Source organism: Ruegeria sp. D7, assembly GCF_056534355.1.
Genome location: NZ_JBQFPG010000008.1, coordinates 59,398 through 79,485, shown reverse-complemented (window position 1 = coordinate 79,485; position 20,088 = coordinate 59,398). Strand labels below are relative to the sequence as shown.

Annotated in this window: 20 protein-coding genes and 1 tRNA gene; 8 read left to right on the top strand and 13 right to left on the bottom strand. The window is 57.4% G+C overall.

What is annotated here, in order from left to right:
* Window positions 1–35 precede the first annotated feature (35 nt).
* Window positions 36–1,202, bottom strand: a complete 1,167-nt coding sequence (gene carA, locus ACRZ9U_RS12810; RefSeq protein WP_170405030.1) for a glutamine-hydrolyzing carbamoyl-phosphate synthase small subunit — start codon at window positions 1,200–1,202, stop codon at window positions 36–38.
* 182 nt (window positions 1,203–1,384) lie between these two features.
* Here carA and ACRZ9U_RS12805 point away from each other — a divergent pair, with 182 nt between their 5' ends.
* Window positions 1,385–1,867: a GatB/YqeY domain-containing protein gene (locus tag ACRZ9U_RS12805; RefSeq protein WP_170393469.1), complete on the top strand. Its 483-nt coding sequence runs from the start codon at window positions 1,385–1,387 to the stop codon at window positions 1,865–1,867.
* Here ACRZ9U_RS12805 and ACRZ9U_RS12800 read toward each other — a convergent pair whose 3' ends face one another.
* The 4 genes from ACRZ9U_RS12800 to ctaD form a co-directional block, all read right to left on the bottom strand.
* Window positions 1,868–2,353, bottom strand: coding sequence for a DUF2244 domain-containing protein (locus ACRZ9U_RS12800; RefSeq protein WP_170405034.1), 486 nt, complete (start codon window positions 2,351–2,353; stop codon window positions 1,868–1,870).
* Window positions 2,354–2,399: 46 nt separating this feature from the next.
* Window positions 2,400–2,999 carry a 2-hydroxychromene-2-carboxylate isomerase gene (locus ACRZ9U_RS12795; protein WP_170393465.1) on the bottom strand — a complete coding sequence of 200 codons (600 nt, stop codon included), beginning with the start codon at window positions 2,997–2,999 and terminating at the stop codon, window positions 2,400–2,402.
* A gap of 83 nt (window positions 3,000–3,082) precedes the next feature.
* Window positions 3,083–4,042, bottom strand: coding sequence for a bestrophin family protein (locus tag ACRZ9U_RS12790; RefSeq protein ID WP_480747106.1), 960 nt, complete (start codon window positions 4,040–4,042; stop codon window positions 3,083–3,085).
* Window positions 4,043–4,273: 231 nt separating this feature from the next.
* Window positions 4,274–5,932, bottom strand: a complete 1,659-nt coding sequence (ctaD, locus tag ACRZ9U_RS12785; RefSeq protein ID WP_170393460.1) for a cytochrome c oxidase subunit I — start codon at window positions 5,930–5,932, stop codon at window positions 4,274–4,276.
* A 278-nt stretch (window positions 5,933–6,210) separates the two neighbouring features.
* On the opposite strand from ctaD, the gene ACRZ9U_RS12780 reads away from it, so the two are divergent.
* On the top strand, window positions 6,211–6,630 hold the full coding sequence (locus ACRZ9U_RS12780) for an HIT family protein (protein WP_170393458.1): 420 nt from the start codon (window positions 6,211–6,213) through the stop codon (window positions 6,628–6,630).
* A 486-nt stretch (window positions 6,631–7,116) separates the two neighbouring features.
* Window positions 7,117–8,052, top strand: a complete 936-nt coding sequence (locus tag ACRZ9U_RS12775; protein WP_170405039.1) for a cation diffusion facilitator family transporter — start codon at window positions 7,117–7,119, stop codon at window positions 8,050–8,052.
* Window positions 8,053–8,366: 314 nt separating this feature from the next.
* Here the strand turns inward: ACRZ9U_RS12775 and lipB are convergent, their stop codons facing one another.
* Window positions 8,367–9,023 (bottom strand): lipoyl(octanoyl) transferase LipB, encoded by a 657-nt coding sequence (gene lipB, locus ACRZ9U_RS12770; protein WP_170393453.1) that lies wholly within the window; start codon window positions 9,021–9,023, stop codon window positions 8,367–8,369.
* A gap of 39 nt (window positions 9,024–9,062) precedes the next feature.
* On the bottom strand, window positions 9,063–9,722 hold the full coding sequence (locus ACRZ9U_RS12765) for a DsbA family oxidoreductase (RefSeq protein ID WP_170405042.1): 660 nt from the start codon (window positions 9,720–9,722) through the stop codon (window positions 9,063–9,065).
* 129 nt (window positions 9,723–9,851) lie between these two features.
* On the opposite strand from ACRZ9U_RS12765, the gene ACRZ9U_RS12760 reads away from it, so the two are divergent.
* Window positions 9,852–9,938, top strand: a tRNA-Leu gene (locus tag ACRZ9U_RS12760).
* 27 nt (window positions 9,939–9,965) lie between these two features.
* On the opposite strand, the gene ACRZ9U_RS12755 is transcribed toward ACRZ9U_RS12760, so the two are convergent.
* The 6 genes from ACRZ9U_RS12755 to ACRZ9U_RS12730 form a co-directional block, all read right to left on the bottom strand.
* Window positions 9,966–10,961, bottom strand: a complete 996-nt coding sequence (locus ACRZ9U_RS12755; RefSeq protein ID WP_170405045.1) for an ABC transporter ATP-binding protein — start codon at window positions 10,959–10,961, stop codon at window positions 9,966–9,968.
* The gene (locus tag ACRZ9U_RS12750) at window positions 10,958–11,992 is read right to left on the bottom strand and encodes a Gfo/Idh/MocA family protein (protein WP_170393447.1); all 1,035 of its coding nucleotides are present in this window, start codon (window positions 11,990–11,992) and stop codon (window positions 10,958–10,960) included. The genes ACRZ9U_RS12755 and ACRZ9U_RS12750 overlap by 4 nt, the downstream gene beginning before the upstream one ends.
* Entirely contained in the window at window positions 11,989–12,828 is an 840-nt protein-coding gene (locus ACRZ9U_RS12745) for a carbohydrate ABC transporter permease (RefSeq protein ID WP_170393445.1), read from the bottom strand. Before ACRZ9U_RS12745 ends, ACRZ9U_RS12750 begins: the two co-directional genes overlap by 4 nt.
* 10 nt (window positions 12,829–12,838) lie before the next feature.
* Window positions 12,839–13,753 carry a carbohydrate ABC transporter permease gene (locus ACRZ9U_RS12740; RefSeq protein ID WP_170393443.1) on the bottom strand — a complete coding sequence of 305 codons (915 nt, stop codon included), beginning with the start codon at window positions 13,751–13,753 and terminating at the stop codon, window positions 12,839–12,841.
* A gap of 66 nt (window positions 13,754–13,819) precedes the next feature.
* On the bottom strand, window positions 13,820–15,070 hold the full coding sequence (locus tag ACRZ9U_RS12735) for an ABC transporter substrate-binding protein (RefSeq protein ID WP_170405048.1): 1,251 nt from the start codon (window positions 15,068–15,070) through the stop codon (window positions 13,820–13,822).
* On the bottom strand, window positions 15,067–15,990 hold the full coding sequence (locus ACRZ9U_RS12730; RefSeq protein ID WP_170405051.1) for an N-acetylmuramic acid 6-phosphate etherase: 924 nt from the start codon (window positions 15,988–15,990) through the stop codon (window positions 15,067–15,069). Before ACRZ9U_RS12730 ends, ACRZ9U_RS12735 begins: the two co-directional genes overlap by 4 nt.
* A gap of 160 nt (window positions 15,991–16,150) precedes the next feature.
* Between ACRZ9U_RS12730 and ACRZ9U_RS12725 the strand changes: the two genes are divergently transcribed.
* Genes ACRZ9U_RS12725 through nagA form a run of 4 tightly spaced genes read left to right on the top strand, consistent with a single transcriptional unit; the run spans window position 16,151 to window position 19,951 of the window.
* Entirely contained in the window at window positions 16,151–17,038 is an 888-nt protein-coding gene (locus ACRZ9U_RS12725; protein WP_170405055.1) for a BadF/BadG/BcrA/BcrD ATPase family protein, read from the top strand.
* Window positions 17,025–17,780, top strand: coding sequence for a GntR family transcriptional regulator (locus ACRZ9U_RS12720; RefSeq protein ID WP_170393434.1), 756 nt, complete (start codon window positions 17,025–17,027; stop codon window positions 17,778–17,780). The genes ACRZ9U_RS12725 and ACRZ9U_RS12720 overlap by 14 nt, the downstream gene beginning before the upstream one ends.
* A 12-nt stretch (window positions 17,781–17,792) precedes the next feature.
* The gene (locus ACRZ9U_RS12715; RefSeq protein ID WP_170405058.1) at window positions 17,793–18,821 is read left to right on the top strand and encodes an SIS domain-containing protein; all 1,029 of its coding nucleotides are present in this window, start codon (window positions 17,793–17,795) and stop codon (window positions 18,819–18,821) included.
* The gene (gene nagA / locus ACRZ9U_RS12710; RefSeq protein WP_170405061.1) at window positions 18,818–19,951 is read left to right on the top strand and encodes an N-acetylglucosamine-6-phosphate deacetylase; all 1,134 of its coding nucleotides are present in this window, start codon (window positions 18,818–18,820) and stop codon (window positions 19,949–19,951) included. Before ACRZ9U_RS12715 ends, nagA begins: the two co-directional genes overlap by 4 nt.
* Window positions 19,952–20,088 lie beyond the last annotated feature (137 nt).

Below are 20,088 nucleotides of genomic sequence, written 5' to 3'. Positions count from 1 at the left end.
GGGTTAACACACGGTTAACGCTGTTGAATTCGCCTTTAAGCTTGTGCTTTTTGATCCGCCATCGCCGCGGCAAAGCGTTCGAACAGGTAGAAACTGTCCTGCGGGCCGGGTGACGCTTCTGGATGATGCTGCACCGAATAAACCGGGCGACCCGTCATGCGGATACCGCAGTTCGAGCCGTCAAACAGAGAGCGATGCGTTTCGACTACGCCATCGGGCAGTGTTTCCGCGTCCACGGCGAAGCCGTGGTTCATCGAGGTGATCTCGACCTTACCGGTTTCCATATCCTTGACCGGATGATTGGCACCATGGTGGCCGTGGTTCATCTTGATCGTCTGTCCGCCAAGCGCCAGTGCCAGCATCTGATGGCCTAGGCAGATACCAAAGACAGGCAGATCTGTCGTGTCCAGCACTTCCTTGATCATTGGAACTGCATATTCGCCGGTAGCCGCGGGATCGCCGGGTCCGTTTGACAGGAACACTCCGTCCGGCTTGTGTGCCAGCACCTCCGCAGCCGTTGCGGTGGCGGGCAATACGGTTACGTCGCAACCCGCCGAGGCGAGGCAGCGCAAGATGTTGCGCTTGGCACCATAGTCGATCGCGACCACCTTGTGCATCGGAGCTTCCTGACGCTGGTAGCCATCGGGCCAAGCCCAACGCATCTCATCCCAGCGATAGCTTTGGGCGCAGGTGACTTCTTTGGCCAGATCCATCCCTTCGAGACCCGCAAAACTACGCGCTGCAGCAATCAGGACTTCGATTTCGAAGTTTCCCTCGGGATCATGAGCCAGCGCCACGTGCGGTGCGCCTTGCTGACGGATCGCCCGGGTCAGGCGGCGGGTATCGACGCCGCCGATTGCGATGCGACCACGGCGGGCCAGCCAGCTTTTTAGCTCTTCTGTCGCGCGCCAATTCGACGGCTCGGTCGGGTCCCATTTGACCACCATCCCGGCTGCCACCGGGTCGCCGGTTTCGTCATCTTCGGGATTCACTCCGACATTGCCGATATGCGGGAAAGTGAAGGTCACGATCTGGCCCGCATAAGAAGGATCGGTCATGATCTCTTGATAGCCTGTCATGGCGGTGTTGAAACACAACTCGGCCTCGGTTTGACCGGTTGCGCCGAAGCCCACACCGTAAAACAGGGTACCATCGGCCAACGCCAGACATGCGGTGGGCTTGGACGGGGCGTTCTGGGCCATGGCGCGACTCTCCTGCAAGGTAAACGGGCGCATAACTAAGTGGGATATACGCTAGGGTCAAGTCTGTTCAAATTTTGGGCTATTGTTAAAAATCAATGAGTTACAATTAATGTCCACTGTTGTACCAACCTTTTTGTTTCGATATGGTCAGGGTTCCTTTGCCATGGGGATGGACAGACCATATGGATATGCGATCACGGGTGAACTCTGCCCTGAAGCAAGCTATGAAAGACAAAGCCGCCGAGCGTCTTTCGACACTGCGCCTGATCAATGCGGCGATCAAGGATCGTGATATTGCTTCGCGCGCCTCTGACAATGAAGAGACCAAAGGCTGCGGCGATGCCGAAGTGCTTGAAATTCTGGGTAAAATGACCAAGCAGCGCAAGGAAAGCGCACGCGCCTACGAAGAGGGTGGACGCCTTGATTTGGCCGAGCGGGAACTGCGCGAGGTTGAGGTGATTGAGGAATTCCTGCCCAAACAGCTGGACGACGACGAAGTTAGCAAGGCCATTCAGACCGCCATCACGTCTACTGGGGCGGGCTCAATCCGCGATATGGGCAAGGTGATGGGCGAGTTGAAGTCGCGCTATACCGGTCAGATGGATTTCGGCAAAGTAGGACCGATGGTCAAAGATCATCTTTGCGCTAACTCCAACGGCGCTTAATCACGTCGATTTACGCAGTTTCTGACGCAGATCATCAAACAGCGCGATCCTCTCGTCTTCGGACAGGAACGCGCCGATCTCAACTTCGCGCCCATCGCCGATCAGCGTTACGTAGTGGGGTACCGGACCACCGCTGGTGTGCATTTCGGGACGGGCCCAATAGCGGTTGCAGGTCCATTCCTGATCGCCCTTGTCTGGGTGGTGGTGCACAAGGTGGGCTTGCGTCTGGCCTAAGGTCAGAACCTCGAACACGCTGCGCGCGCGATAGTTTGTCTGGATTGCCAACCAGAGGCCCAGAACCGTCAGCAGCAGGAACGGCAGCAGACCCCACAGGACGATCGAACCCAACATCGCCAGCAGCGGGATCAGTCCGAACAGGAACACCGACAAGATGACGGTAATTGCACCACGTGGTGGCAAGGAGTTGTGCGGCCAAAGCCGCAGTTCCTGTTCAGCGTCCGAGTTTTTTGTCCATTGATAAGGCATGGCGAGAACCTAGCTCAGACCGGCGCAATGTCGAAGCAAAAATCAGTCAGACAACGTGGCCGACGCGGACCCACGACAGGGCATCGTCAAGCCGGTCATCACCCCAGAACACTTCGTCGCGGACAACAAAGCTGGGTGCGCCGAAAACCCCCAGTTTGATGGCCTTGTTTGTCTCGTCCTCCAAGGCTGCAACAGCGTCCGGGCTGCGGGCACGGGCAAGCATCAGGCGTGGATCTTGTTGGCACCGAAGCAGGGCTTCGGAAATGGCGCTTTCGCTACCGGCCTCAATACCATCCTCGAACCAGATCCGATAAAGATTTTGCGTGAACCCCGCGCCCCAGCCGTCCTGCATGCCCAGCAAAGCCACCTGATTTGCCAGCGCCAGGTCAGAAATTGGATAGGGGGCGGGAAGTTTGGCGTGGATGTGATATTTCGCGGCGCGCCGCTCAATATCGCGCCACATATAGGCCGACTTCACCGGTTTGCCCGCGAAGGGTATATTTTGCTGTTCCGACATCACCGTGCGCACGTTGAAGGGGCGCCAGGTTACCGTCGCATCGTTTTCTTCGCACCAGCCATCCAGGCGCGTGATGGTCAGAAAACTGTAAGTGCTGCCGATTGAATACCAAAAGTCGATCTCGGGCATTGCAAGGCTCCTGTCAAAAGGGGCTTTGCCAACCAGAATACCGCAAAACGGAGGTTTTTTCGATCTTTGCCCAATTTAAATGGTCAAAGTAACGCTTTATCGATGGGTTCTGTCGGCTGAGGGGCAGTGCCGCAGGAAGTCATCTGGCGCAGGTCGATTTCGATCATGCGGCAGATGGACGAGATCGGAACATCGGTTACGTCGCCTTCGAACGGGTCCTCCATCGAGGCGCTGACCCGTTCAGTCACGAAGAAAATCCAGCAAACCAACGCTCCGATCGGAGCAAAGACTGCCCAGTCAAGCAGAACGGATTTTGTTACCGAGTAGCCCATGCCAGCGGTGATCGAGCGTTGGTCATTCAACGCCAGCGGTAACATGAAGATAAAAATATAGCTGAAGATGCGTCCGACCTCGGCGACCTGCCGTGGGAAGGGGGTATTCTTGATACGTTCGCTTTGGCCTTGCGCGTCTGCAAACCGTGCTAGCCGGTTCATCAGCGCCACATGCCAATAGGGGTCGATCTTGCCGGATTGCGCCAGTGATGAAAGCCGCTCACCCTGAAGAAACAACAGGTACGCGGCACGGTTGGATTTCCCTTCGAGCAGAGGCAAATCAGCCGCCAGTTGGGTATCGCGCCAGCATTCGGGTTCCTGATGCAGCGCGATTTTGTCCACGACCGGTTTGTGTCCGAACATCCACGGGCGGCGGGCACGTCCATGCGTAGCGGGCTGGCGCAGCTGAAATGCCAGCATGTTGAGCCAAGCGATATGACGTTCCAGCAATTCACGCCGTATCTCGGGCGCAAGCGGCGTGCCGTCAGCCTGAACCAGATTGCTGATCGTGTTGCCCCAATCGCGACTGGCGTTGACGATGTCCCCCCAGATCTTGCGGGCCTCAACCCAGCGGCCATAGGCCGAGGTGTTCTTGAAACCCAGAAAAAATGCCACTGCCAAACCCAGCATCGTGACCGGTGGGCTGGAGTTCGAGATCAACTCAAGCGGAGTAACTTCATCCACTAGTTCAAGCAGGAGTATCCAGGCCATGACGATGCAAATGAACCCGGCAGAGCCTTTGACCAGTTGCCGAAGTGTGATGCCGTGATGGAGAATCATGTGGCGCGCACCCGTCTTAGATTATGCTGTTTTCGCAAATACTAGCGGCCTGATCTTTGGTGCGTCTACGTGTTGGGTGCAGCAAGTTGCGGACTGGGGGCATAAAAAACACAAAGCCCCGCACGGGGCGGGGCTTTGCTGAGTTTGGTTTGGATGGCGGGATTAGTGCGCGTGGCCCTTGTCCCAGTCTTCCTGCTTGGGCAGCTGCTCGAACGTGTGTTCAGGCGGCGGCGTGGGCAGGGTCCATTCCAACGTATCCGCGTATTCGTTCCACGGGTTCGGACGTGTCTCTTTCGCACCACGCAGCAGGGCGTAGATCACGATGCCGAAGAACAGCAGGAACGAGGCGAACGAGATGAACGCACCAATCGACGAAACGAAGTTCCACTGAGCAAACGCTTCAGGGTAGTCGATATAGCGGCGTGGCATGCCCTGACGGCCCAGGAAGTGCTGCGGGAAGAAGGTCAGGTTGGCGCCGATGAAGAACAGCCAGAAGTGAACCTTGCCCCAGAACTCGGAATACTGACGGCCCGTCATCTTCGAGAAGTAGAAGTACACGCCAGCGAAGATCGCGAAGACGGCACCCAAGCTCATCACGTAGTGGAAGTGCGCAACGACGTAATAGGTGTCGTGATAGGCACGGTCCACGCCGGCCTGCGACAGCACAACGCCGGTCACACCACCAACGGTGAACAGGAACAGGAAGCCGAAGGCGAACAGCATCGGGGTTTTGAACTCGATCGAGCCGCCCCACATGGTCGCGATCCACGAGAAGACCTTAACGCCGGTCGGAACCGCGATGACCATCGTGGCCAGCATGAAGTAGGCCTGCTGGCGCAGCGACATGCCAACTGTGTACATGTGATGCGCCCATACGACGAAGCCCAGCACACCGATCGCGATGATCGCCCAGACCATCGGCAGGTAGCCGAAGATTGGTTTACGCGCGAAGGTCGCGATCACGTGGCTGATGATGCCAAAGCCGGGCAGGATCACAATGTACACTTCCGGGTGGCCAAAGAACCAAAGGATGTGCTGATACAGGATCGGATCGCCGCCACCGGCCGGATCAAAGAAGGTGAAGCCGAAGTTGCGGTCCATCAGCAGCATGGTGATCGCGCCTGCCAGAACCGGCAGCGACAGCAGAATCAGCCACGAAGTGACGAAGATCGACCAGCTGAACAGAGGCACCTTGAACAGTGTCATTCCCGGGGCACGCATATTGAGGAAGGTGGTAATCATGTTGATCGCGCCGAGGATCGAGGAGGCGCCCGATACGTGCACGGCGAAGATCGCAAGGTCCATGGACATGCCGCCTTCGGTCGTCGACAGCGGTGGATACAGAACCCAGCCTACACCTGAACCAAGCTGGTCATTACCACCGGGGCTGAGCAGCGAGGCGACGCCCAGCGAGGTGCCAGCGACATACAGCCAGAAGGACAGGTTGTTCATCCGCGGGAACGCCATGTCCGGCGCGCCGATCTGCAACGGCATGAAATAGTTGCCAAATCCGCCGAACAGGGCGGGGATGACCACGAAGAACATCATCAGAACACCGTGATAGGTGATCATCACGTTCCAGAGGTGACCGTTGGGGGTACATGGATCGGCCATGAAACCTTCGAGGCACATATACTGAACACCGGGGTGCATCAGTTCGAGCCGCATATAGACAGTCATCAGAACCGAGATCAGACCGGCAAGGGCCGAAAAGACCAGGTAGAGAATCCCGATGTCCTTGTGGTTGGTCGACATGAACCAGCGGGTGAAAAAGCCGCGCTGATCTTCATGCTCGTGACCATGAATGGCTGCGTCTGCCATTAGGTGCCTCCTGTTGCAACTGTACCGCGCAGTCGGACCTCTCCAACGCGCGGGATTCCTGCTGGTTTTAGATTGCGAAGGGGCGACCTTCAATGGTCGAGTTTGATCTGGATCAAGATTAATTGTCGCGGGCAGACTGTGCTGCGCGATAATCTGACCTCGGATGCGAGGGATTTGGGGATTCAGTCCGCGATTACAAGTGGTGACGGGGAAACCCGCTTGACCCGCATCAAGCGGCGGCTCAGAACAACGGGTAAGTCCAACACCGGAGGCCTGTAATGACCGCTTATGATCCCGAAAATGTCTTTGCCAAGATCCTGCGCGGAGAAATCCCGTCAAACCGTGTGTATGAAGACGACGACACCGTCGCGCTGATGGATATCATGCCCCGGGCGGACGGGCACTTGTTGGTGATCCCCAAAACCCCCTGTCGCAACATGCTGGATGCAACGCCCGAGCAACTGGCAGCGGTGATGGCGACGGTACAGAAGATGGCTCACGCTGTGAAAGAAGCGTTTGACGCTGATGGCGTCACCGTTCAGCAATTCAATGAGGCCGCAGGCGGGCAAGAGGTATTTCACCTGCATGTGCATGTATTGCCGCGCCACGAGGGCGTCTCGATACGCCCGCCCGGTAAAATGGGCGATTTTGACCTGATTGCTCAACACGCCGACAAGATCCGCGCGGCACTGACCTGATCCACCTTCGAAGCGAGCTGTCGCAGGCGTCGTGATCACCAAACGCATGGAACACGACACTTGCGTAATCGCGCTGCCCGTCGCAGGCCTGAGGAATACGGATCAGTCTTGTTCCATTCTTTTCAGGCGTGCGATCCGGACTCGTAAATCATCAGGCTGCTGTTCGGCGATTTCATTAGCCCGGTTCAAGTTTTTCCATTTGCACCTTCGAGCGTGAGCAAAGCCTCTAATTAGGCCAGCGGCTGGCCAGATCTTGGCCATGGCGTACGCATTGCAACCGCCGCAGCGCGGTTTCGTCATAGCGGCGCTGATTACCCGCAGTAGGTTTGAACGGCGGTAGAAGTCCAGAACCGGATCGTAGGTGCTTTGATTCCAGTGCGAAATGAGGGAGCCCCGATTGCATTCATTTTCGAAAACACCCCCTTGAACCTCTAGTCACTAGAGGAATTATGTAGCATGGTGATTCAGAAAATAGGACTCACTAAAATGGCTCATCAGCATTCCCACAAAGGGCACAGCCACGCGCATGTTGATCCGCAGGCCGGAGATGCGCGCGTTGCCTGGGCCATCGCGGTCAATATGTTCTTGACGCTGGCACAGGTTGTGGGCGGGGTTATTTCAGGTTCGCTCGCCTTGATTGCGGACGCCTTGCACAACCTGTCAGATGCGATTGCGCTGGTCATCGCATTCTTTGCCCGCAAGATCGCTCGTCGACCCGCAAACGCGCGTATGAGTTTCGGGTATGGCCGGGCCGAGGTTGTAGCGGCGCTGGTTAACTACACAACACTGATCGTTCTGTCGGTCTATCTGCTGTACGAAGGCGTAATGCGGTTTGTCGAGCCCGAGCCGGTTAATGGCTGGATCGTTGTCTGGATCGCTGGGATCGCATTGGTCGTCGACCTTGTCACCGCTATGCTGACCTATTCCATGTCCAAGGACAGCATGAATATTCGTGCGGCATTCCTGCACAATGTGGCCGATGCATTGGGGTCCGTCGCCGTGATTGTCGCAGGTACCGCTGTAATTGTCTTCAACTGGACTTGGGTCGACCCAGCGGTCACCATCATGATCTCACTTTACATCCTTTGGCACGTCAAATCCGAGATCGGTGAAACCATACGCGTTCTGATGTTGGGCGCGCCAACAGAATTGGATCCGGAAGAGGTCGCCACAGCCATTGAAGGCGTATCGGGCGTGGCAGGAGTTCACCACATCCATCTGTGGAGCATGCAGGAGCGTGAGCCCGCGCTGTCGGCGCATCTGGTCATCAAACCCGACGCACAAGATAGTGCCGAGGATATCCGGGTGATGGTCAAGCAGGTTCTGCAGAACAAGTTTGGGCTTGGTCATGTTACGCTTGAAATCGAAGCCAGCGGGCACGCTTGCGTCGGATCAACCCGATTTGGGCATCAACAGATTTAGGGGCCTAAAACGAGAATTGCCGTTCCGATATGGGGTCGGAACGGCAGACTCGTAACCAAACACTTTCACGGATTTCGCAGGGCAGCCCTGAGATCACCGGTTAACACACCACTCACTCATGAACGGTCATTACATACTATGTGGTCAGATGGCGTTTGTAAGGAGAGGATGTGAAGAATCCCTGAATTTGAGGCGAATTGAGGCCATTCAAAGGAATTTTCTGAATGATTTTCGAAACAGAGTGCCCCAAATACTAGCATTGTCTTTTGCGTATTCTGGCCAGATCTATCCGAATACGTGGAATCACCTATAAACTAGGCGCCCTCGGTGGCGAAGACCTCATCAAAGGTCTTTTTTAGCGCAACATCGACGTCATCCATGGTCACCGGCAACCCAAGATCGACCAGTGAGGTCACCCCGTGTTCCTGAATTCCGCAGGGCACGATTCCGGTGAAATGTGACAGGTCCGGCTCGACATTGATTGAGATGCCGTGAAAGCTGATCCATTTCCGCAGGCGAATGCCGATGGCCGCGATCTTGTCCTCGGCTGGCTGGCCGGTGATCGTCAGCGGCTTGTCTTGCCGTTGCACCCAGACGCCCACGCGGCCGTCGCGGATCTCACCGGTGACATTGAACTCGGCCAGAGCCGCAATCACCCATGCCTCAAGCTGCTGCACAAAGCGGCGCACATCATGACCGCGTTTGCCCACATCAAGCATGACGTAAACAACGCGCTGACCGGGGCCGTGATAGGTGTACTGTCCACCGCGCTTGCTTTCATAGACCGGAAAGCGATCCGGATCGGTCAGATCTTCTCGCTTGGCAGAAGTCCCAGCGGTATAAAGCGGAGGGTGTTCCAACAGCCAAATGCATTCGTCCGCCTCACCCGCTGCAATCGCGGCAACGCGCGCCTCCATGAAGGCAGTGGCCTCGTCGTAGTCGATTAGCCCGTCGGTAGTCTTCCATTCCATGCTCGTTCCTTAGACCGTCTGCGGGGCAGGGGGAAGGGGTCAGGCGGCCTCGGCCAGGCAGCGTTGCAGGACTTGCGCATAAGTGTCCGTGCCCTGTGCGCCGGTCAGCAGATATTTCCCTCCAAACACCATCGAAGGCACGCCCGAGATGCCTCGGCTGGTCCAGAAATCTTGTTTTTCACGCACCGGTTGGGCATGCGCACCTGATTCAAGTGCGGTTCGCGCCGCCTCCGGGTCGAGCCCGGCCGTCTCGACCGCGCCCATCAACACTTCGACGTCAGAGACATCCTGTTGCTTGGTGAAATAGGTTTCGAACAGGGTCAGTTTCAGCGGATGCTGACGCCCCTGTGTTTCCGCCCAGTCAAGCAGTTGATGCGCGGCAAAGGTGTTCACGATTCTGCTGTCATCAGTGAAATTGAAGGTGAACCCAAGTTCAGTGCCCAACGCAGTCAACCGCTCGCGCGCCTGCTGGCTTTGTTCGGGCGTCGAGCCATATTTCTCGGCAATATGCTCACTCAGATTCTGTCCCTCTGGCCCCATGTTGGGGTTCAGTTCGAACGGATGCCAGCGCAATCGGGCCAGCACATTCTCTTGCTTCAGTGCGGCATCGAGTTGACGAAAGCCGACAATACACCACGGACAGACCACATCCGAGACGACATCAATCTGCACTGTAGGGCGGGGATCGGGCGAGGGCATGGCTGCTCCAGATTGCATTGTATCGCGGTTAGATATGGCTAAAGCACGTGATTTCAATCGGCTGTGTTTTTGCCTCTTCACATCGCGCGGCTCAGCGTCTATACGCCCCTCTACCAAGTCATTGGCAGTGCGGTCGTGGCGGAATTGGTAGACGCGCAGCGTTGAGGTCGCTGTGGGGTAACACCCGTGGAAGTTCGAGTCTTCTCGACCGCACCAACATCCTGAGATCTTTACCCGAAATTGTCAGGTGAGACGGGCGCCCTGTTGGTTGAAGCGATAGGTTCGATCATGGGCGTAGCCGAAATGGACGGATTCACCAGCGTTGACCTGATGCTGGCCGAACAGGCGCGCGGTTATCTGGTGGTCTTGCATCATCGCGATCACGTTTGTGTCTCCACCCAGATGCTCAACATGGGTCACGTTTGCGGTCAGGGGGCCTTCGTCGGATAAGTACAAGTCCTCTGGGCGGATGCCCAATGTTGTGTCCGCGCTGTCGCCGATTACGCTGGCGGGGAAGAAATTCATCGACGGAGCGCCAAGGAAACCCGCGACGAACTGGTTGGCGGGGTTATTATATAGCTCCATCGGGCTGCCAACCTGTTCAACGCGCCCGTCGCGCAGGACGACGATCTTGTCGGCGAGTGTCATCGCCTCGGTCTGGTCGTGGGTGACGTAGATCATCGATGCATCGAGCTGCTGATGCAGGTTGGCGATTTCCAGTCGCGTATTCATACGCAGGGCGGCGTCCAGATTGGATAAAGGTTCGTCAAACAGAAACAGTTTGGGTTCACGCACGATGGCACGCCCGATGGCGACACGTTGGCGCTGGCCGCCTGACAGTTCTGAGGGGTAACGGTCGATATAGGGCTCAAGGTTCAGCATCTTGCTGGCCTTGGCGACGCGTTCTTCGATGACCTGCTTGCTCTGGCCTTCCTGTTTCAGTGCCAGCGACATGTTCTTGCGCACATTCAGGTGGGGATAGAGTGCATAGCTTTGGAACACCATCGCGATGCCGCGTTTCGAGGGGGGCGTAAGGTTCATCACCTCTCCGCCAATGCGCACTTCGCCCGAGGTCACGTCCTCCAGCCCCGCGATCACGCGTAGCAGGGTGGACTTGCCGCAACCCGAGGGGCCGACGAAAACGACGAACTCGCCATCTTCCACTTCGATGTTGATATCCTTAAGGACTTCGACTGTTCCGAAGGACTTGTTCACGTTTGTCAGCGTCAGGGCGGTCATGTGCGTGCCTCTTTCAGCGAAATGGGTTGGCCAGTGCGGATGCTTTCATCGGCAGCTAGACAGATGGCCAGCGATTGCACGGCGTCGTTCATATGGCGGGTCAGGTCGATGTCTTCAGTGATCGCACGCAACATATAGGCTTGCTCGGCGTCACAGAGTTCCTGATGGCCGGGTTCATCGGGCATGTCGATTGTCTGATCGCCTTCAGGGCGGTGAACCAGAAGGCCGCCGACCTTGGTGTGTCCGTCGATATCGGCGGATGCGCCCTTGTTTCCATCGGTGATCGAGACCGAGCCGTTGGGCGACACGATATCTTTCACGAAGAACGCAGTTTCGGACATCATGGGGCCCCAACCAGCCTCATACCAGCCGACCGAGCCGTCCTCGAAGACCACCTGAAACTGGCCGTAGTTGTACATGTCTTCGGCGATCTCATCGCTTAGGCGCAGGCCCATGCCGTGGACTCGCACGGGGTCGGAGTCAGTGATCTGACACATCACGTCGACATAATGCACACCGCAATCGACGATGGGCGAGGTGGTCTGCATCAGAGCTTTGTGTGTTTCCCACTCGGCCCCGCTGCTTTGTTGGTTGAGATTCAGTCGGAAGACGTAAGGCCCGCCAAGGTCGCGCGCCTCGGCGATCAGGCGCATCCACGAAGGATGGTGGCGCAGGATGTAACCGATCACCAGTTTGCGGTCGGTTTCAATGGCCTTTTCGACAACGCGCTTGGCATCTGCCACAGTGGTCGCTAGCGGCTTTTCGACAAATACATGCGCCCCGGCCTCCATCGCCGCGCAGGCGAAATCGGCGTGGCTGTCGGAGTAGGTCGCCACGACCACCAGATCGGGCTTGGTCTCTGCCAGAGCGGTGTGAAAATCCGAATAGGCCGGATAGATCGACAGATCTGGATGATCCACGCGACCGGATCGGTTCACCAACCCAACAATCTGCGCGTCCGGGTGATGATGGTGGGCCAAAGCGTGGCTCAGCCCCATATTGCCGAGGCCAGCGATCAGAACTTTGGTCATTTGACTGCTCCTGAAGTAATGCCGCGGATCAGCTGGCGCGAGAAGATGACGTAGAGCACTAGTACCGGCAGGATTGCCATGCTGAGTGCCGACAGAACCGCGTTCCAGTCAGTGACGAACTGGCCGATGAAGACCTGGCTGCCCAGTGTCAGGGTTTTAGTCTCCTCAGCGGGCGCGAGGATCAGCGGGAACCAGAGGTCGTTCCAGATGGGGATCATGTTGAAAACGGCGACCGTTGCCATGGCGGGGCGGACCAGCGGCAGAACCAACCGGAAGAAGATGGTGTATTCGGACAGCCCATCGACGCGGCCTGCGTTCTTCAGGTCGTCTGAGACCTGTCGCATGAATTCGGACAGTATGAACACGGCTAGCGGCAGCCCTTGTGCAGTATAGACAAGGATCAGCGCCCAGAGGGTGTTCACCAACCCGGTGGCAACCATCATCTCAAGTATCGCAACAGTGCCGATGCGGATCGGGATCATGATCCCAAGGGCCAGATAGAGGCCCATCAGGGTGTTGCCTTTGAACTTGTACTCGCTCAGGGCAAAGGCAGCCATGGCGCCAAATAGCAGAACGAAGGCCAGCGACACCACGGTCACGATCAGCGAGTTCTGGAAATAAAGGAAGAAATCCCCTTGTTTCATCACCGTCTGGTAACCGATCAGCGAGAAGCTTTCGGCATCGGGCAGGGCGAGTGGCTCGCGGAAAATCGAGCGTCGGGTTTTGAAGCTGTTGATGATGATCACGAAGACCGGGAAGAGGGCAATCAACGTGTAGAGGATCAGCGCCCCGTGCATGGCGGCCGTGTTCAGCGGGTTATGGCGTGCTTTGTTCATGCGTTCACCCTCACAGCTGATACCGGCGCATCCGGGTCTGGATGCCGAAGAGGTAGATGCAGACACCCACAAGGATGATCGCGAACATGGCGCCAGCGATGGCGGAGCCCATATGCGGGTCGCCCAGTTGCAGTTGGAAGCCAAAGAAGGTGCGGTACATGAAGGTGCCTAGGATATCGGTTGAGAAATCCGGCCCTGCCAGCGCACCTTGCGAGACGTAGATCAGGTCGAACGCGTTGAAATTGCCGACGAATGTCAGGATCGAGATGATGCCAATCGAGGGAATGATCAACGGCAGCTTGATCTTCCAGAACGCCGAAGCGCCAGTGATGCCGTCTATTTCTCCAGCTTCAAGGATCTCTTCGGGGATCGACAGCAGGGCGGCGTAGATCAACATCATCGGGATGCCGACGAATTGCCAGACCGAGACAAGTGCCAGTGTCGTCAGCGCGTATTCTTCCTTGCCCAGCCATGGTGCAAACAGCGACTTCAGACCAATGGCGTCCAGCATTGAAGGTGCGATGCCCCAAAGCGGGGACAATATCAGCTTCCACGCGAAACCGACGATCACAAAGCTCAGAATGGTCGGAATGAAGATCGCGGACCGATAGAGCGCGGCAAACCGCAAGCGTGGATGCGACAAAAGCGCGGCCAAAGCGATGCCGATGGGGTTCTGAACCAGCATGTGGATCAGGAAGAACCAGAAGTTGTTGCCCAAAGCGTTCCAGAACTGCTCGGACCAGATCGGATCGAAGAACAGGGTGCGGAAATTCTGCAAGCCCACGTAGATACGTGTCTGATCAACCTCGGAGAACAGTGCGAGGCGCAGTGTGTTGAACAAGGGGAAGATCATCACTGCCGTGTAGACCAGCACCGCAGGGGCGAGGAAAACGGCAATGTGCCAGCGTATGCGGCGGGTCTGCATGGGAATCTCCGGGGGAAAGGTCCGGACGCGACGCGGTGGCCGCGTCCGGTGTGAGTGGCCTAGGTGTTACTGATGTGGCGCGTACCAGCTGGCCAGACCGTCTTGCAGTTGCTGACCCAGTGCCTCGGGTGTCTCGGCACCCTTGATGGCTGCAACGGATGCACCCCAAGTCTCGTTTTCGAGGTTCGGCGTGCCGCGCGACAGGATTTGGTAGGTCGAGCGGATTGTGCTTTCGCACTCATCCCGCCAACCGACGATTTCCTTGGCCAGTGGATCTTCCAGCTCGACCGGAGTGCTGGACAGCGGGAAGAAACCAGGTAGGGCGTTACCGAAGATGCTGGCGAATTCCGGGCTTGCGACCCAAGCCAGGAAGGTGCGCGCAGCTTCCTGGTTCTCGCTCGCGGCGTTCATACCAATGCCGATATCGGTGTGGTCCGAAATATAGCAGGTATCGCCCGCGTTCTGGACCGGTGGCTTAAAGGCGCCCATTTCGAAATCGGCCTGCGTGTTGAAGCCCGAGATTTCCCAGCTGCCTGCTGGATAGACCGCTGCACGACCCAGCGTGAACAGGTTCTGGCTGTCGGGATAGGTTTGCGCTTCATACCCGTCGCCGAGATAGTCGGCCCACTTGGCCAGTGTCGCATACGGGGCGACCCACTGGGGGTCGGTCAGCTTCTGCTCGCCTTTGATCAGCGCCTGACGACCTTCTTCACCTTTCCAGTAGTTTGGGCCGATATTGTTATAGCCCATCGTTGCGGCTTCCCACTGGTCATTGGTGCCCATCGCCATCGGGATATAGGTACCGTCTTCCTTGATCTTATCGAGGGCGGCAAAGAACTCAGCTTCGGTAGTTGGAACTTCGATGCCCAACTCATTGAACGCATCTTTGTTGTAGATGAAGCCGTGAATCACAGACGCCATCGGGACGCAGAAACTGGCAGAACCGTCATCGGTTTGCCACGCAGATTTGGCCACGTCCGAGAAGTTTCCCATGGCCTCAAGATCAGACAGATCGGTCAGGTGCCCCGACTCGTATAGCGCAAGCGAGGCATCAAACGGACGGCAGGTAATCAGATCGCCAGCCGATCCGGCCTCGAGCTTTGAGTTTAAGACAGCGTTGTATTCTGCCGGTGCAGAGGGCGAGAATATTACTTTGATGCCGGGATTCTCGGCCTCGAACGCCGGAATGATCTTTTCCTGCCACAACGCCAGATCGTCGTTTCGCCAACTTTCGATGGTCAAAGTGGCCTCTTGCGCATAGGCGCTTGTGACCAGCGCCGTGCTCATCATGGCAAGGCTCAGAACTTTGCGTGTCATTTGATATCTCCCAGGTTGATGGTTTCTTGGTTTTGTTTCATCCGCTCCAGCGCAGGGCGGAGGTGATCGTCGGTGTTGCTTAGCATTGCATGCGCCGCGTCCAGGGACCCTGCGCCTACAGCCAAAAGGGCCGCGCATTTGAGGTTGCCCTCTGCCGCAGTCAACGCCTTTGTAGCCTGCGCGGAGGAAACACCGGTCAACTGACAGACGATCCCGTTGGCTCGGGCGCGTAGCTTGTCATTGTCAGCGCGCAAATTGATCATCATGCCGTCCTGAATATGCCCCAGTTCCATCGCCATCAGCGTCGAAAGCATGTTCAGTGCGATTTTCTGCGCTGTACCAGCGCCCATGCGGGTAGAGCCCGAGATCAGTTCAGGTGGTGTGGAAAGCAGGATTGGATGGTCAGAAAGCTGCAACAGTTCGGTGCCCCCGTTATTGGCAATGCCGATAACTGTGGCGCCTCTGTCCCGCGCGATCCGCGCTGCTGCGGTTGTGTACGGTGTGGTTCCGCTGGCCGAGACGGTGATCAAGGTGTCTTTGGCAGAAAGATCGGCCAGGTCTCGGGCAAGGCTGTCGGTGGCATCTTCGACATCTCCCGGCATCTCTACCCCTGAGGGCAATCCACCTGCCATGTGGATGCGAATCTGGCGGGCTGGTATCGAAAAAGTTCCCCCCAGTTCCAGCGCATCCGAGGCGGCCATCAAGCCGGAAGAGCCTGCCGCCAAATAGCGCAAAACCCCGCCCGATCGGATGGATTGCGCCATAGCTTTTGCGCCTGCGCAGAGGGTGGGCAGCGAGGAAAGCGGGGCAGCGGCAGCGTCGGCTTGCGAGCGGGCCAGCAGCTCGGCCACCTCAGTCAGCGGTCGGGCGTCAAGTCCGATCGCGTCTTGATGTAGCTGTTCGGTAACTGGCTTGGTCACGTGATTCTCCCCCGAGATTTTGAATATCATACCTTTTAGATACCATTAGTCTACCATTTTATTTTTTACGCCCTCTATTTTCAAGATCTAGACAATTATTACTGCATTATTGTGTAATTTGGTCTTCAAAATTAGAAATAGGTATTATAAAGGTATCTCCATGAGTCGCCCTTCTGATACCATTGTGCTGGCCGCTGATGGCGGTGGAACACGCTGCCGTCTTGCTGTTTCAGATGGCTCTGCGGTTCAGTGTGTCGAGGTTGGTGCGGCAAATGTATCAACCGATTTTGACGCAACCTGCGCTGAGTTGATGCACGGAATTGCTGCTTTGGCCCGACGTGCCGGATTAGAGGCAACTCAAATCGCTCGTGCGCCAGCCTACTTGGGGCTGGCCGGTATCACGGGGCGCGCGCTGGCTGATCGGCTGGCAGAAAAGCTGCCATTTGACCATGTTCTGATTGAAGATGACAGGCCCGCCGCATTACGTGGTGCGTTGGGTTCGAAAGACGGTTTCGTAGCGCATTGCGGAACGGGTTCTTTTCTGGCGGTCCAGAATGGGGATCGCAGGTCATTTGCCGGGGGCTGGGGACCTGTTCTCGGGGATCAGGCCTCGGCGCAATGGGTTGGGCGGCGGGCTTTGGCCTTTACGCTTGACTGTGTGGACGCTCTGAAGCCTGCGTCTGATTTGGCGGACAGCCTGTTGTCGCGTTTTGATGGCGCTGCTGGGATTGTCAGGACCGCCTCCAAGATGTCGCCTACTGAGTTCGGAGCGCTGGCGCCTGTTGTCACGCAACACGCAAAGCAAGGAGATGCGCTTGCGCTGTCGATCATGGAGGATAGTGCACAGTATCTGGCGGATCAGATGTTGGCGATGGGCTGGATGCCCGGCCTTTCGATCTGCCTGACCGGCGGCATCGGCCCGCAATACGCGGAATTTCTTCCCGCACAGATGCAACAGGAATTGGCCGATCCGCTGGGCGATCCGTTGACCGGTGCCATCGCGTTGGCCCACGCCTTTCAAAAGGAGACCCGACATGAGCGTTGCTGACTTCTTGCGGCCCGAGGGTTGGCTGGGTCAGACCGCCGGTCCCCGATACGTACAGCTGCGGCAGCGGCTGGAGCAGGGGATTGAAGAGGGTATTCTGGCCCCGAACAGTTCACTCCCGCCCGAGCGCGAGATTGCCGAGCTGACGGACTTGTCGCGGGTGACGGTCCGCAAGGCGATTCAGGAACTTGTGCGCAAAGGCGCGATTGAACAGCGGCAAGGCTCGGGGTCATTCGTGCGTCAAGCGGTTGCACGGGTTGAGCAGTCGCTGTCGCACCTGACCTCGTTCACCGAAGACATGGAGAGGCGCGGTTTTGAAACGACTTCAACCTGGTTGGAGCGCGGAATATTCCTGCCGTCACCTGATGAAATGCTGGCGCTGGGCCTATCGGCGAGTGATCAGGTCGCCCGCATTCATCGTCTGCGCGCGGCTGGCGGGCGACCGATGGCGCTGGAACGCGCGGCGTTGCCGCTGGATATATTACCTAACCCGACTGAGGTTACCGGATCGCTCTACGCTTTTCTCGAACACTCGGGCAATCGCCCGGTGCGTGCGATCCAGAAAATCTCGGCCATCAATCTCGAAGCAACCGAGGCTGGATTGCTGGACGTTGCTGAAGGTACGGCGGGGCTGCGCATTCAGCGGACCTCGTATCTAGAAAGCGGGCGCGTTGCTGAACTGACCCGATCCATCTATCACGGCGATGCTTACGATTTCGTGGCAGAGCTGCGTCTGTCAACCTGAAAGGTGGGGCTCATGTCCAGCGATACAACTCAAATGCGGCGGGAAATCAATGAGATACCTTTTGCCGTTGATCGGCTTCTCACTGATGGTGCCACGGCGATTACAAAGACCGCAAGCGCGATCCGCGCGCACGATCCCGGCTTCCTGATTTCGGTTGCGCGAGGTTCGTCGGACCATGCCTGCAGCTATCTGAAATACGCTTCAGAACTGCTGCTGGGCCTGCCCATGGCCTCGGTTGGGCCGAGCGTGAAATCGATCTACGGGGTCGATATGCGATGCCCCGGGGCGCTGTGTATTTCGGTATCCCAATCGGGTCAAAGCCCCGACATCGTACAGCTGACGAAGTCCCTGACAGAAGGCGGCGCGTATTCGGTGGCGATCACGAACGATACCACGTCTGCACTGGCCCAGAACGCCACCTCGGCTCTGCCCATCCTTGCAGGCCCCGAGCTTAGCGTGGCTGCCACCAAGACTTTCGTCACCTCTCTGGTCGCCGGGCTTTGGTTGCTGGCCGAGGTAAAGGGTGATGACACTTTGCTGGCTGCAATTCACAAATTGCCGGAAGATTTATCGCGGGCGATCACCTGCGATTGGAGTGCGGTGGTCGAGGCAGTCGATGGCCAATCCCTGTTCACTTTGGGACGTGGGATGTCCTGGGCAATTTCGAATGAGGCGGCGCTGAAATTCAAGGAAACCTGCCAGATTCATGCGGAAAGCTATTCCTCGGCCGAAGTTCTGCATGGCCCGGTTTCGATCGTGGATCAGGGCTTTCCGGTGATTGCGTTCTCGTCCGGAGACGCGGCTGAGGCCAACATCGCCGAAGTCGCCGATGCGCTCGCAGCTAAGGGCGCAAAAGTCTTCGCAACGACCAATCAGGTGTCTGATGCCGTGAGGCTACCACATGTCCGCACCACGCACTGGATGACAGATCCGGTAGCCTCGATCGCTTCGTTCTACGGTATGGTCGAAACTGTGGCCACGCGCCGGGGCATCAATCCCGATGCACCGCGTCACCTCCGGAAAGTGACGGAGACGGTATGACCGATGCGACGATCACCTTCACGGGCGGGCCTATCTTTGATGGTAAAACCCTGAAGGACGGCCACGCCGCCCGTTTCGTCGGCGGGCTGCTCGACAGTATTTTGCCCGAAGCCGAGTTGCCTTCGGATGAGATGGTTCAGGATCTGTCGGGCGATATTTTAAGCCCCGGCTTTGTAGATTTGCAGGTGAATGGCGGCGGAGGCGTCATGTTCAACGACGATCCATCGGTCGAGACATTACAGCGTATTGCGGCGGCTCATCGCAAGCTTGGCGCGACGTCGATCCTTCCGACGCTGATCACGGACACGCCCGAAAAGACAACGGCTGCCATTTCTGCTGCTTCTCAGGCAATTCAGCGCGGAGTTCAGGGGATTGTCGGCTTGCATCTTGAGGGGCCGCATCTCTCGGTGCGACGCAAGGGCGCGCATGACGGCGGGCTGATCCGCCGGATGCAGGACGCTGATCTTGCACAGCTGATAGAAGCGGCAGGGGCGTTGCCTGCATTGATGGTCACGCTTGCGCCTGAAAGTGTCACGATTGCTCAGGTCGAAACGCTCAGCAAGGCGGGGGTCATCGTGTCGTTGGGGCACAGTGATGCCGAGTTTCAAACCTGCGTGGCTTACGCACAGGCGGGCGCGCACTGCGCCACCCATTTGTTTAACGCGATGAGTCAGTTGGGCAACCGCGAACCGGGGCTGGTTGGCGCAGTCTTGTCCAGCGGTGCGATGTCTGCCGGGTTGATAGCGGATGCAGTCCATGTTCACCCGCAGACGATGCGCGCCGCCTTTGCAGCTAAACAGGGGCCGGGGCATCTGTTTCTGGTGAGCGACGCGATGGCCGTTGCCGGAACGGATCTGCAGGAATTCAAGCTGGAAGGGCGTGTCATCCAACGTGAAAACAGCAGGCTGACCTTACCGGATGGAACCCTGGCCGGGGCCGATCTGAACCTGACCACCGCGCTGCGCGTGTTGACAACGGATGTCGGCGTTTCACTGACGGACGCCTTGGCAGCGGCCACACGCATTCCGGCGGATATCATTTCCCAGCGCTCAATCGCGCGCCTGAACTTGATCTCGCAGGCCATTCGCATTTCTCCGGACTTGTCGCAGGCCCGTCCGGCGGTTGCTTAACCTCGCGTTGCAACAAATTGCGAAACACCGCGTTTTTCGCATCTCGCCTCAACTGTAGCGGTTGTGTAAGACCTTAGGCGAACGTGGTTTGGGAATGTCTGTATGTATCAGATAATTGGAATAATTGGCAGGGCATT

Coding starts and splice junctions, on each gene's coding strand:
- ACRZ9U_RS12740 (WP_170393443.1), bottom strand. CDS start 13,753: ATGCAGACCCGCCGCATACGCTGGCACATTGCCGTTTTCCTCGCCCCT.
- ACRZ9U_RS12800 (WP_170405034.1), bottom strand. CDS start 2,353: ATGCCTTATCAATGGACAAAAAACTCGGACGCTGAACAGGAACTGCGG.
- ACRZ9U_RS12755 (WP_170405045.1), bottom strand. CDS start 10,961: ATGACCGCCCTGACGCTGACAAACGTGAACAAGTCCTTCGGAACAGTC.
- ACRZ9U_RS12725 (WP_170405055.1), top strand. CDS start 16,151: ATGAGTCGCCCTTCTGATACCATTGTGCTGGCCGCTGATGGCGGTGGA.
- ACRZ9U_RS12750 (WP_170393447.1), bottom strand. CDS start 11,992: ATGACCAAAGTTCTGATCGCTGGCCTCGGCAATATGGGGCTGAGCCAC.
- ACRZ9U_RS12795 (WP_170393465.1), bottom strand. CDS start 2,999: ATGCCCGAGATCGACTTTTGGTATTCAATCGGCAGCACTTACAGTTTT.
- ACRZ9U_RS12720 (WP_170393434.1), top strand. CDS start 17,025: ATGAGCGTTGCTGACTTCTTGCGGCCCGAGGGTTGGCTGGGTCAGACC.
- ACRZ9U_RS12715 (WP_170405058.1), top strand. CDS start 17,793: ATGTCCAGCGATACAACTCAAATGCGGCGGGAAATCAATGAGATACCT.
- ctaD (WP_170393460.1), bottom strand. CDS start 5,932: ATGGCAGACGCAGCCATTCATGGTCACGAGCATGAAGATCAGCGCGGC.
- lipB (WP_170393453.1), bottom strand. CDS start 9,023: ATGGAATGGAAGACTACCGACGGGCTAATCGACTACGACGAGGCCACT.
- ACRZ9U_RS12735 (WP_170405048.1), bottom strand. CDS start 15,070: ATGACACGCAAAGTTCTGAGCCTTGCCATGATGAGCACGGCGCTGGTC.
- ACRZ9U_RS12775 (WP_170405039.1), top strand. CDS start 7,117: ATGGCTCATCAGCATTCCCACAAAGGGCACAGCCACGCGCATGTTGAT.
- ACRZ9U_RS12745 (WP_170393445.1), bottom strand. CDS start 12,828: ATGAACAAAGCACGCCATAACCCGCTGAACACGGCCGCCATGCACGGG.
- ACRZ9U_RS12805 (WP_170393469.1), top strand. CDS start 1,385: ATGGATATGCGATCACGGGTGAACTCTGCCCTGAAGCAAGCTATGAAA.
- ACRZ9U_RS12765 (WP_170405042.1), bottom strand. CDS start 9,722: ATGCCCTCGCCCGATCCCCGCCCTACAGTGCAGATTGATGTCGTCTCG.
- carA (WP_170405030.1), bottom strand. CDS start 1,202: ATGGCCCAGAACGCCCCGTCCAAGCCCACCGCATGTCTGGCGTTGGCC.
- nagA (WP_170405061.1), top strand. CDS start 18,818: ATGACCGATGCGACGATCACCTTCACGGGCGGGCCTATCTTTGATGGT.
- ACRZ9U_RS12790 (WP_480747106.1), bottom strand. CDS start 4,042: ATGGCCTGGATACTCCTGCTTGAACTAGTGGATGAAGTTACTCCGCTT.
- ACRZ9U_RS12780 (WP_170393458.1), top strand. CDS start 6,211: ATGACCGCTTATGATCCCGAAAATGTCTTTGCCAAGATCCTGCGCGGA.